The following is a 12,099-nucleotide window of genomic DNA, read 5'->3' on the forward strand; positions in this document are numbered from 1 at the left end:
ACGCTTGTTTGTTTAGTTTTCAAAGAGCAATTTACTCTGTCGCCCGTAAGCGACTTTAATAATATAACATTTTCATAGTGCCTAGTCAACAACTTTTTTAGCATTCCCTTAAATCGTGTTGATTTAAGCAGCTGACTTTGAAGATTATAACAGTCATTTCTATATTCGGCAATAGTTCTTGCCAACTTTTTAACCGTCCAGCGGATTTTTTTAGGAAAAGACTGGTCAATGACCAGCCTGATAAATGATATCCTCAATAAAAAGGTGGCGGTTCTTCTCAAGAGAGAGAATTGTGTTTGTTTCCGAAAGCTTCACAAGCGGCCTGGCAGGACTTTTTTCTTCTACGAACAAGATCTCTGCTTCCTGGCCATCAGAAAGCCTGACAATGCTTCCCGTTGTATAGTTCAGAAGGGCTGAATTCAATGCTTTTACGGCACAGATGTCAAACTCCCCGAAATGGTCCTCATTAATGATTTCAAGCACTCTGAATGGTGACAGTCTGGACTTGAAGGTCCTGTCCGAAGTCATTGCATGGTAAGCGTCAGCCACAGCAATGATTTTTGAGAAAGCGTGGATTCTCGCATCCTTTTCGCCAAATGGATATCCGCTTCCGTTCAGCCGCTCATGATGCTGGATAATCGCAATTTTCGCAGAATCCTTCAGCAAAGGACTGTTCCGAACCATTTGATAGCTGTAGGTTGGATGTTTTTTAATTTCTTCATAATCTTCCACAGAAAGAGTTGTTCGCTTGTTCAGTAACCGGCTGCTGACCTTTGCCATTCCGCAATCAGCCAGGCTCCCGGCAAGCCCCACCTGGATGGTGTCACCTTTGCTGTAGTTCATCTTCCTGGCAATATAGCCTGAGAGAATGCCAACTGCAAGCGAATGGTGGAATAAGTAATCATCATTTGTTGAGAAGTGGTGCAGGCGGAATATATTCGATGAGTCTTTTTCAAGCATGTCCATCAGTGGCAAAAGGAGACTCCTTATTGCCGATATATCGACAGGCAATCCGGACTGCCATGAAAAAAATTCTTTTTCAAATGATTTCTTCGCCCTTAAAAACAAGTCAACGAAGTTCAGTTCTTCTTTATCAGTATCTTTATCAGCGTCTTTTTCTTTTTCTTGAATCACCGTGACTGGAATAAAAGGCATTCCGGTTACAAGCGTCTTTTCCACTTCCGCTTCCTTGACCACGAATGCTTTCAGGACGTCGATCAGTTCTTTTGTCAGGACCGTCTGTTTACCGACAATTGGCCGGCTTGTCTTGCTGAAAACATCCTCTGCGAGAATGCAGCCCTCTTGAAGCTCATCAATATGTACACGCACGATTCCCACCCCGGATTAAAAAATTCTTATACAGAATATTTTACTTCATGGAATAAAAAAAAAGGAGCACAATTTTGTGCCCCTCAGATCATTTCAGAATAAAGGAGGTTGAAACCTTCATTTTCTCTCTTTTATGCTTCTCCGTCATCCGAATCCTTCGCTTCAGCACTTTCGGTTAAAGGCTGTCCTGCCTCTTCCTCGGCACCTGCAGCTGCGTCTGTTCCGCTTTCCGGAAGTTCTTCAAGCTCATCCTCTTTGATATCCTCTTTATCAACCTTGGCGACAGTTGCGACATATTCGTCTTCTGCCTTATTCAGGCTGATCAGTTTGACACCCTGAGTGTTCCGGCCAGTGACAGAAATTCCGCTGACTGGAATCCTGATAAGGACACCGCCAGTTGTGATCAGCATTAAGTCTTCTTCTCCCTGAACAACCTTCACCGTAACAAGGCTGCCATTCTTTTCGGTAATATTGCAGGTTTTGATTCCTTTTCCACCGCGGCCCTGCCTTCTGTACTCTAATGCAGGTGTGCGCTTGCCAAAGCCGTTTTTCGTAACGACAAGGATTTCAGCGGTTTCATCCAGGACTTCCATGCTGATTACTTCATCATCACGATCAAGGGAAATTCCTTTAACACCTGTTGCTGTCCGTCCCATTGAGCGGACATCCGTCTCTGGGAAACGGATCAAAAGGCCGTTTTTCGTTCCGATGATAATTTCCTTGCTACCGTCGGTAAGGCGGACGGAAATCAATTCGTCGCCTTCACGGAGGTTAAGGGCAATCAGTCCGTTGTTGCGGATGTTAGCAAACGAAGTGAGCGGCGAGCGCTTCGAAACGCCTTCCTTCGTTGTAAAGAAGAGACTGCACTCTTCAGTAAATTCTTCGATTGGAATGATTGCATTGACCCATTCACCTTTTTCCACGCCAAGAAGATTGATGATTGGAATCCCTTTTGCCGTACGGCTGAATTCAGGGATCTTATACCCCTTTGTCCTGTATACTTTTCCTTTATTCGTAAAGAACAGGATCGTATCATGCGTGGAGGTCGTAATCAAGTGTTCGACGAAGTCATCTTCGTTCGTCCCCATACCCTGAATTCCGCGTCCGCCCCGTTTCTGGGCACGGTACGTAGACACAGGCAGGCGCTTGATATAGCCATTGTGTGTAAGCGTTAAGACAATGTTTTCTCTTGGAATCAAGTCTTCATCCTCGATCATTTCAAGGCCGCCTGCCATAATCTCAGTACGCCTTTTGTCATTGAAACGCTCTTTAATTTCCACGAGCTCTTCTCTGATGATTTCAAGGATTTTTTCTTCATCTGCAAGAATTGCCTTCAGTTCAGCAATCAGATTCATCAGGTTTTGGTATTCTTCCTCGATTTTCTCCCGCTCAAGTCCTGTTAGGCGCTGGAGGCGCATATCGAGAATAGCCTGAGCCTGTTTCTCGGACAAACTGAATTCCGTCATCAGGCCTTCGCGGGCGATGTCGGCTGTCTGCGAGTTACGGATCAAGGCAATGACCCTGTCAAGATGATCCAGTGCGATTCTCAAACCCTCAAGGATATGTGCCCTGGCTTCAGCCTTCCGCAATTCAAACTCTGTCCTGCGGCGGATGACAACCTTCTGGTGGTCAAGATAATACTGCAGACATTGCTTTAGGTTGAGAACCTTTGGCTGCCCGTCAACAAGCGCAAGCGTGTTGATCCCAAAGCTTGTCTGAAGGGCAGTATGCTTGTAGAGATTGTTTAACAGGACGTTTGCATTCGCATCCTTGCGCACTTCAATGACAATCCTGAGCCCATCGCGGTCTGATTCATCACGAAGGTCCGTGATTCCGTCAATCTTTTTATCGCGGACAAGTTCGGCAATTTTTTCAATCAGCCTGGCCTTATTTACCTGGTACGGAATTTCGTTGACAATGATGACTTCCTTGCCGTTTGATTTTTGCTCTATGTTAACCTTTGCACGGAGGATAATCGAGCCGCGCCCTGTTTCGTAAGCTTTCCTGATTCCGCTTCGTCCGAGAATCATTCCGCCAGTCGGGAAGTCCGGCCCTGGTATAACATCCATTAGTTCCTGGATCGTCATATCAGGATCCTTGCTGATTGCCAGCACGCCGTCAATCACTTCACCAAGCTGGTGGGGCGGAATGTTTGTTGCCATTCCGACTGCGATACCAGATGTTCCGTTTACAAGCAGATTAGGGAATCTGGCTGGAAGTACCACTGGCTCTCTTTCCGAACCGTCATAGTTGTCTTGGTAAGTAATCGTGTCTTTATTGATATCACGAAGCAGTTCCATCGAAATCTTGGACATTCTGGCCTCTGTGTAACGCATAGCTGCCGCAGAATCTCCATCAATCGAACCGAAGTTTCCGTGTCCATCAACAAGCATGTAGCGGTAGTTGAAATCCTGTGCCATACGAACCATTGTTTCATAGACAGCAGAATCACCATGAGGGTGATACTTGCCTATTACTTCGCCGACGATACGCGCCGACTTTTTAAAAGGTTTGTCGGAATGCATGCCAAGGTCATGCATGGCATACAGGATCCGGCGGTGTACTGGTTTTAAGCCATCGCGGACGTCGGGCAATGCCCGGGCAACAATGACACTCATCGCGTAGTCCAGGAAAGATGTGCGCATCTCCTGGCTAATATTGATCTCTTTCACGCGGGGATTAGGCGTCTCAGCCATATGGAAGAAACCTCCTCTAGGTGGCCGATGTCAATACCGGCCTGTTAGTTTAAAATCGGTAACAAAAAAGTAAAGCAGGATAGACTATCCATCTATCCTGTTAAATATCAAGGTTTTTGACGTACACGGCATTTTCTTCGATAAACTGCCGTCTTGGCTCTACCTTGTCGCCCATCAGCATTTCGAAGGTTTCATCCGCTTCGATCGCATCTTCAAGGCTAACTTGTAAAAGGAGACGGTTATCCGGATCCATCGTGGTTTCCCAAAGCTGGGTCGGATTCATCTCGCCAAGACCTTTGTAACGCTGTAAGCCTGGCTTGGGATGTGACGGCATTTCCGCGAGCATCTGTTCAAGCTCCCGGTCATTATACGCATATTCAATCCTTTTTCCCTGCTGGATCTTGAACAATGGCGGCTGAGCAATATAGATAAAGCCGGCTTCAATGATCTGTCTCATATATCGGTACAGGAAAGTCAATAATAAGGTCCGGATATGAGCGCCGTCGACATCGGCATCCGTCATGATGACAACCTTATGGTAACGGGCTTTCGAAAGGTCGAAATCCTCTCCGATTCCCGTTCCGATAGCAGTAATCAGCGCCCTTACCTCATTGTTTGAGAGAATGCGGTCAAGCCTTGCTTTCTCGACATTCAGGATCTTACCTCTCAGCGGAAGGATCGCTTGGAAGTGACGGTCTCTGCCCTGTTTTGCCGAACCGCCCGCAGAGTCACCCTCAACGATGTACAGTTCGCTGATCGAAGGGTCTTTTGAAGAGCAGTCCGCCAGTTTACCCGGAAGACTTGATACCTCAAGGGCACTTTTCCTTCGCGTCAATTCGCGTGCCTTTTTAGCTGCGAGCCTTGCACGCGCCGCCATCAAGCCTTTTTCAACAATCTTTCTTGCAACGGAAGGGTTTTCCATCAAATACTTTTCAAAGTGTTCCGAGAATGATGTATCAGCGACATTCCGGACTTCCGAATTGCCGAGCTTTGTTTTCGTCTGGCCTTCGAACTGGGGATCCGGGTGCTTGACAGATACAATGGCTGTCAAACCTTCACGGACATCTTCTCCGGACAGGTTATCATCACTCTCTTTAAAAATGCGGTTCTTCCTCGCATAATCATTAATCACCCTCGTAAGGGCTGTCTTGAATCCGGATTCATGTGTTCCGCCTTCATAGGTGTGGATATTGTTCGCAAAGGAATAAATATTGCTGGCAAAGCCGTCGTTGTACTGAATGGCGACTTCAATCGTAATTCCGTCTTTTTCACCCTCGATAAAAATTGGTTCATCGTGAAGAACTTCACGAGTACGGTTTAAGTGTTCTACATAAGACTTAATTCCGCCTTCGTAATGATATTCGTTCTTTTTATCTTCAATCCGCTTATCCTCAATCGTAATCTTAATGCCCCTGTTGAGGAATGCAAGCTCACGGAGCCTTGTTGCGAGTATATCGAATTCATATTCCCGTGTTTCAGTAAAAATTTCGCTGTCAGGGACAAAATGGACAGTCGTTCCAGTCCTGTCTGATTCCCCGATGATTTCAAGATCCGCCGCCGGTACGCCTCGCTCGAATTTCTGGTAATAAATATGTCCGTCACGGTGGACAAACACTTCCAGAATGGTAGAAAGCGCGTTTACGACTGATGCGCCCACGCCGTGCAAACCTCCGGAAACCTTATAGCCTCCGCCGCCGAACTTTCCTCCGGCATGGAGGACCGTCATAATGACCTCAACTGCCGGCCTTCCCATTTTCTCGTGGATCCCGACAGGTATTCCGCGCCCATTATCTATTACGGTAATGCTGTTATCACTTTCGATGATGACATTGATTTCATCACAAAATCCTGCCAGTGCCTCATCGATACTATTATCAACAATCTCCCAGACAAGATGGTGCAAGCCTTTCGCACTCGTTGAACCGATATACATTCCGGGACGTTTGCGGACAGCTTCCAAACCTTCAAGGACCTGTATTTGATTTTCATCATACGCTTGGCCTTGCATATTTTGCTGTTCCATTGCCACACCGATCACCTACACTTTCCTTTTTGCAAATCTTTTAAAATCAGCGGCCATTCCTGCGCCGGTAATTGAACCAGTTGATCTATTAAAATTCCTGTGAGGATATTTTTTTTGAACGTTTTTTTAATGTTCCAGAAGCAAGAGGGGAATAGTAAATCTTATCACACGTCACAACGATGGATTTGTACTCGGCTTTGGAAAGGTTGACCGCTTCCTGGCCTCGAAGAAACTCTTCCAAAATAGGGGAGGAGCTTGCGCTTTCTTTATCCAGAATGGCAATGACATCTCTGGTCCTGACGAGAGTATCTTCTCCTACATGCAAATACATGGATTCACCTCATTGGATTCTTTCCATTGTGCCTGTTTCGACCCGGTAGGCTGCTGCCTCTTTGAGGGTTTGATGATCAATTCCATCTACGCTCGTCGTTGTGACGAATGTCTGCACTTTTCCCTGTATGGTATTCAGCAAATGGGACTGGCGATAGTCATCCAATTCCGACAGGACATCGTCCAGCAGAAGGATAGGGTATTCGCCAATCTCTTTGTTGATCAGTTCAAGTTCGGCAAGTTTGACTGACAGGGCGGTTGTCCGCTGCTGTCCCTGTGACCCATATGTCTGCACATCCCGTCCATTAACGAAAAAGACAAGGTCATCCCGGTGCGGCCCAAACATAGTGGTTCCCCGTTCAATCTCCCTGTTTTTTATTTTATCAAACTTTTCTTCATAAACTTTAATCATTTTCGACAAATCTTGCCCTTCTGATACATCAGCGGATGGCCTGTATCGTATTTCCAGTGTTTCAAGCCCCCTTGAGATCCCATTATGGATAGGTTCAGCCCATTGCTGGAGCAGTCGAAGGAATTCAAACCTTTTCGCAGCAATCTTGGCAGATGCTCCGATGAATTGTTCCGTCAGGATATCAAGCATGGCCATATCAGTTTGTTTCCTCACTTGCAGCTGTTTAAGGTAATGATTCCGCTGCTGAAGGATTTTCTGGTACTGGCTGATATCATGCAAATAGACAGGGGAGACCTGGCCGATTTCCATGTCAATGAAGCGGCGCCTCACTTGGGGGCTACCTTTGACAAGATGGAGGTCTTCGGGTGCGAACATGACAACATTCATATTGCCGACATACTGGCTGAGCCTGCGCTGTTCGATATGGTTGCATTTCGCGCGTTTTCCCTTTTTCGAAATAACGAGCTGCATCGGCAAGGGACCCCGGCTTTTTATTACCCGTCCTTCTATTTTAGCATAATCATCGTCCCAGCGAATAAGTTCTTTATCGTTTGATGTCCGATGCGATTTGGCCATCGCCAGCACAAAGATCGATTCCATCACATTTGTTTTGCCCTGGGCATTTTCCCCGAGGATCACATTGACTTTATTTTCAAAGTGAGCCTCGAGCTGCCCGTAGTTACGGTAATTTTTCAATAACAGTTCTTCAATATACATTGAACGGACCATCCTCTGGTTAAAGCCGTCAGCAAAATCGCCAGGCTTTTTTGCTTATCAGGCCTTCAGGATGAAACAAGGAATTCACCGAAACCTGGAATTCTCACAGTGTCTCCGCCGCGAAGCTTCCTGCCTCTTCTCTGATCCTGCTCTCCATTGACATACACTTCGTGTTCACTTAAAAACCATTTAGCCATCCCGCCGGACTGGATGATTTCGGCGAGTTTAAGGAACTGGCCCATTGTAATGAATTCTGTATTAATTTTAATTTCATTTTGCACATGCTCACCCTCTTCCAATAAGCATCCAATACTTTATTTTACTAAATAATAACGTTCTGACAAAGTAAAACCTTACCAGTTTGTTTATTATGCCCTTGTAGCCGCGTAAAAATTTACCAAGATTTCGCCCGGGAAAGGGGAGATTGGAAAAAATGCCGCCAGTTCTTCTGGCGGCGGTTTTAAAACAGCTGGGTGTCTGACTCTTTGTTATTTGCGGTGTTTAATAAGTTCTCACAGGCACAATCAGCTGAAGTGTAGTTTCGTCATTGATTGGACGGATGACGAATGGCCTCATGGCTCCAGTGAAACTGATTTTGATTTCACTGCCCTCAAGCGCCTTTAGTGCATCCATCATATATTTGGCATTAAAAGAAATGCTTAGTTCTCCGCCATTAACCAACTGGCATTGGACTTCTTCGGTAACCTTTCCGATTTCCGGTGTATTGGAAGAGATTTCAACGGCTTTTTCCTCAATGGTTGAAAGCTTAACCACATTATTTCGTCCTTCTTTTGCAAGGAGCGATGCACGGTCAATCGAATGCAGGAATTCTTTTGTATTGAGAATCACATCCGTTTTGCTTTCAGCCGGAATCAGCTTACCTGTATCAGGATAGTTTCCTTCCAGAAGCCTTGAGAAAAACAGCAGATGTTTTGCTTTAAATAGCACCTGATTCTCAGTGATGACAATTTCAACCGTTTCTGTTGAATCATCCAGAATCTTGCTAAGCTCTGTAAGGCTTTTGCCTGGAATGACCACATTATAGGTACCTGTGCCCGATGTTTGGACTGCAGCTTTCCTTAACGCTAGGCGGTGACTGTCTGTTGCAATACAGATTAACTGCTCATCTTCGACCTTCCAGTTTACACCTGTCAAGATAGGGCGTGTTTCTGAGGTGGACACTGCGAATACCGTCTGGCGGACCAAGGCTTTTAACAGATCTGTCGGAATCCGGAATACATTTTCTTCAGCAAGTTGCGGAAGATGCGGGTATTCATCGGCATCAAGGCCATTTAGGTTGAATTCTGATTTTCCAGAGCGAATGACAGTTTGTAAATTATCCCCTGCATCGATTTCAACTGTATCTGTAGGCAGTTTCTTAACGATTTCGCTAAAAAAGCGGGCTTGAAGCACGATGCTTCCAGCTCTTTTGACTTCAACGATTTCATCGCCTTGCTCTTCTTTCGGGATGAAAGATTCTATGGATATATCGGAATCGCTTCCTGTTAAGGTGACACCATCTTCAGTTGCGACAATTTTAATCCCTGTAAGAATTGGAATGGTTGTCCTGCTTGTGACTGCTTTCATGACATCCTGGACGCTTTGCAATAGATGGTCCCGCTGGATGATAAATCTCATTTTTTCATCCTCCGTTTAGGTATATTTTTTGCTTAAAAGCATATTTATTATTTTTTAAAAAGAATAGTACAAGTACTAGTAGGCCCTGTGAATATGTGGATAAGTGAGAAAAAGAATGGAAACACAGCCTATCCACATGTGGACAGACTGTGTGTAAGCTCTGACAAGTTATTCACACTATCCCCTAACGCAATTGTTCATGGATATCCTTCAGCTGCTTCTGGAGCTGTGAATCGCTCGCAAGCAGCTTTGAAATCTTTTCATGCGCATGGATGACAGTCGTATGGTCTCTGCCTCCGAATTCTTCACCGATTTTCGGAAGTGAAAAATCAGTAAGCTCTCTCGAAAGGTACATCGCGATCTGCCTCGGAAAGGCAATCGACTTTGTCCGTTTTTTTGCTTTGAAGTCTTCAAGCTTTATATTATAGTTCTGGCCTACCACCCGCTGGATATCAAGGATGGTGATGACCTTTGGTTTTGAGCTTGGGATGATATCCTTCAATGCTTCTGCTGCAAGGTCTGCGTTGATATCTTTGTTGGTGAGGGAAGAGTACGCCACTACCCGGATCAATGCACCTTCAAGTTCACGGATATTCGTGTCAATTTGGTTCGCTATGTAAAGCATCACCTCATTTGGAATATCAAGACCTTCTGCTTTTGCTTTTTTCCTAAGAATTGCAATCCTTGTTTCAAGGTCAGGAGGAGTGATGTCAGTGATCAAACCCCATTCAAACCGTGATCTAAGCCGATCTTCGAGTGTTGGTATTTCCTTTGGAGGTCGGTCACTGGAAATAATGATCTGCTTGCTTTCTTCATGCAGCGTATTGAAAGTATGGAAAAATTCTTCCTGGGTTGATTCTTTTCCAGCAAGGAATTGAATATCATCAATCAGGAGCACATCCACTTTCCTGTACTTGTTCCGGAATTCTACCGCTTTGTTGTCACGGATGCTATTGATGAATTCATTCGTAAATTTCTCGGAAGACAAATAGACCACTTTTGCCGAAGGGTTATGTTCCTTTACATAATGACCGATGGCATGCATAAGATGCGTCTTTCCGAGTCCGACTCCTCCATAGATAAACAGGGGATTATAGGCCTTTGCCGGCGCCTCGGCCACTGCAAGCGATGCTGCATGGGCAAACCGGTTGCCGGAACCAATTACGAATGTATCAAAGGTATACTTCGGATTTAGCATGTTGATCGGAAGCTCTTGATGTTCTTCGTCTTTTCTGTTCCTTTTAGGAGGCAGGGGCAAGTCGAGTTCCTCGTCCTTTTGGTTTTGCGGAATGATAAATTTTACAACCAGGTCCTCACCGGTAATATCGTAAAGTATTTCGGTGATCAGCTGGGAATATCGTTCTTCAAGCCAGTCGCGTGCAAATTCATTGGGTGCAGTAACCGTCAGCGTATCTCTTTGCAGCGAATGTGCTTTTGTCGATTTTAGCCATGTATCGTAACTTGGCTTGCTGATTTTTTTTTCTATTTTGGACAAGGCTTTATTCCAAAGATCCGCAATATTTTCCAATCGTTTTCCCTCCTTTTTCTGAAAATTGCCATGGCAGCCCGGGGTTATACAAGCTGTACAACCCTGAATTTATAATTATACGAAACTATAAATGTGGAAAAATATATAATAAGGAAGAATAGGGGATGTTCGACAATATCCACCTACTGTGGACAAACTTTTTATACAGGGCTGAATAACCTGTCCACAGGTTATCCACAAATTGTGGGTAACTAAGAAATGCTATGATTGTTATCAAGAGTGAAAACACAAATATAATATCAAAAAACCGTGCATGGTGCAACGGTTTTTCCTACTTTATCCACAATAGTGTAACAGTGTGGAGGAAAATTGTCCACAGGGGTTGGTTGTGTGAAAAAGCTGTCAATAAGCTCTGTGGATAATAAAAAGGTTGTCGTTTTTTGTCCACAGGCACTTTCTGAACAGCCATGTATAAAGCTTTCCAGTTAAAAACAGGTCCATTCCAAAAGCTTCTCCAGTGGATCGGGACATACACACTTAGGGAGAGATGTAAAAGTTCCCAGCGTGGTAATCGCGGTTTTCTCGCTGTTGCTATTGACAATTTCCCGGGCACATCCTTATAATTAGTAAGACTGTCTGAAACAGCTATTCCTCAGGGAGGTGTCATATAATGAAAAGAACTTATCAACCAAATAAACGTAAGCACAGCAAAGTTCATGGCTTCCGTAGCCGCATGAGCAGCGCAAACGGCCGCAAGGTTCTTGCACGCCGCCGTCGCAAAGGAAGAAAAGTATTATCAGCTTAGACCACTGAACTGTCAGTGGTCTTTTTTCTCTTTGGTCAATACAGCATGGATATCGCCAGCCGCTTTAGCAGCGGATGGCGGTATCCCTTTTTAACAAAATGATTGAAGCAAGAGCTGGATACGAAGGTGGATCGAGATGAGAAAAGAGCTCCGCATAAAGAAAAACAAAGAATTTCAGGAAGCTTTCAAAAAAGGGAAGTCTTTTGCAAACCGTCAGTTTGTCGTTTATGTTTTGAAAAAAGAAGGGCAGGAAACCTTCCGAATCGGCCTGTCTGTCAGCAAGAAAATTGGAAATGCGGTCGTAAGGAACCAGGTTAAAAGGTATATCCGCCAAACTTTCCATGAACTGCAGGACAGGATACATACAGGTAACGATTATGTCATCATTGCCAGGAAGCCAGCGGCTGCTATGGATATGCATGAAGTCAAGAAAAGCCTTGAACATGTTCTTAAAATAGCCAAAGTGATAAAAAAAGCGTAGAAACCTTGAACAGCCCCAGGGGTAGAAGCTGGAGCTGGACAGTTTATCGAAAATAAAATAAATTTGTACTATTATCTTTCAGGAAAAGGGCCATAATGAGTAACGGTTATGAGATGGGAAACCGTATTTATTTTAAAGCGCTTTCGGCAAAAAAATGATAAAATACATTTGAATTAGCA

The 12,099-nt window shown here is 44.7% G+C and carries 10 protein-coding genes; 2 read left to right on the top strand and 8 right to left on the bottom strand.

Features of this window, described 5'->3' with window-relative positions; all coding sequences use genetic code 11:
* Window positions 1-225: 225 nt before the first annotated feature.
* The 8 genes from D1970_RS06505 to dnaA all read right to left on the bottom strand — a co-directional run bounded on the left by D1970_RS06505 (window position 226) and on the right by dnaA (window position 10,673).
* On the bottom strand, window positions 226-1,329 hold the full coding sequence (locus D1970_RS06505) for an HD-GYP domain-containing protein (protein WP_181213445.1): 1,104 nt from the start codon (window positions 1,327-1,329) through the stop codon (window positions 226-228).
* Window positions 1,330-1,460: 131 nt separating this feature from the next.
* A complete protein-coding gene (gyrA, locus tag D1970_RS06510) occupies window positions 1,461-4,025 on the bottom strand; it encodes a DNA gyrase subunit A (RefSeq protein WP_119112086.1) in 2,565 nt (854 codons plus the stop codon).
* 100 nt (window positions 4,026-4,125) lie between these two features.
* Window positions 4,126-6,048, bottom strand: a complete 1,923-nt coding sequence (gene gyrB, locus D1970_RS06515; protein WP_119112154.1) for a DNA topoisomerase (ATP-hydrolyzing) subunit B — start codon at window positions 6,046-6,048, stop codon at window positions 4,126-4,128.
* Window positions 6,049-6,136: 88 nt separating this feature from the next.
* Window positions 6,137-6,379 carry an extracellular matrix regulator RemB gene (gene remB, locus D1970_RS06520; protein ID WP_119112087.1) on the bottom strand — a complete coding sequence of 81 codons (243 nt, stop codon included), beginning with the start codon at window positions 6,377-6,379 and terminating at the stop codon, window positions 6,137-6,139.
* A gap of 9 nt (window positions 6,380-6,388) precedes the next feature.
* Complete coding sequence (gene recF, locus D1970_RS06525; protein ID WP_119112088.1) at window positions 6,389-7,507, bottom strand: DNA replication/repair protein RecF; 1,119 nt, start codon at window positions 7,505-7,507, stop codon at window positions 6,389-6,391.
* A gap of 65 nt (window positions 7,508-7,572) precedes the next feature.
* Complete coding sequence (gene rlbA, locus D1970_RS06530; RefSeq protein ID WP_119112089.1) at window positions 7,573-7,788, bottom strand: ribosome maturation protein RlbA; 216 nt, start codon at window positions 7,786-7,788, stop codon at window positions 7,573-7,575.
* A gap of 220 nt (window positions 7,789-8,008) precedes the next feature.
* Entirely contained in the window at window positions 8,009-9,145 is a 1,137-nt protein-coding gene (gene dnaN, locus D1970_RS06535; protein WP_119112090.1) for a DNA polymerase III subunit beta, read from the bottom strand.
* 184 nt (window positions 9,146-9,329) lie between these two features.
* Window positions 9,330-10,673, bottom strand: a complete 1,344-nt coding sequence (dnaA, locus tag D1970_RS06540; RefSeq protein ID WP_119112091.1) for a chromosomal replication initiator protein DnaA — start codon at window positions 10,671-10,673, stop codon at window positions 9,330-9,332.
* A gap of 631 nt (window positions 10,674-11,304) precedes the next feature.
* Between dnaA and rpmH the strand changes: the two genes are divergently transcribed.
* Together rpmH and rnpA are read left to right on the top strand one after the other, a co-directional pair.
* Complete coding sequence (gene rpmH, locus D1970_RS06545; protein WP_066059809.1) at window positions 11,305-11,439, top strand: 50S ribosomal protein L34; 135 nt, start codon at window positions 11,305-11,307, stop codon at window positions 11,437-11,439.
* A 136-nt stretch (window positions 11,440-11,575) separates the two neighbouring features.
* The gene (gene rnpA, locus D1970_RS06550) at window positions 11,576-11,920 is read left to right on the top strand and encodes a ribonuclease P protein component (protein ID WP_119112092.1); all 345 of its coding nucleotides are present in this window, start codon (window positions 11,576-11,578) and stop codon (window positions 11,918-11,920) included.
* Window positions 11,921-12,099: the final 179 nt, after the last annotated feature.

It is taken from the genome of Mesobacillus zeae, assembly GCF_003570705.1.
In the GTDB taxonomy this organism is placed as follows: domain Bacteria; phylum Bacillota; class Bacilli; order Bacillales; family Cytobacillaceae; genus Mesobacillus_C; species Mesobacillus_C zeae.

Coding starts and splice junctions, on each gene's coding strand:
- gyrA (WP_119112086.1), bottom strand. CDS start 4,025: ATGGCTGAGACGCCTAATCCCCGCGTGAAAGAGATCAATATTAGCCAG.
- rnpA (WP_119112092.1), top strand. CDS start 11,576: ATGAGAAAAGAGCTCCGCATAAAGAAAAACAAAGAATTTCAGGAAGCT.
- remB (WP_119112087.1), bottom strand. CDS start 6,379: ATGTATTTGCATGTAGGAGAAGATACTCTCGTCAGGACCAGAGATGTC.
- rpmH (WP_066059809.1), top strand. CDS start 11,305: ATGAAAAGAACTTATCAACCAAATAAACGTAAGCACAGCAAAGTTCAT.
- dnaN (WP_119112090.1), bottom strand. CDS start 9,145: ATGAGATTTATCATCCAGCGGGACCATCTATTGCAAAGCGTCCAGGAT.
- gyrB (WP_119112154.1), bottom strand. CDS start 6,048: ATGGAACAGCAAAATATGCAAGGCCAAGCGTATGATGAAAATCAAATA.
- recF (WP_119112088.1), bottom strand. CDS start 7,507: ATGTATATTGAAGAACTGTTATTGAAAAATTACCGTAACTACGGGCAG.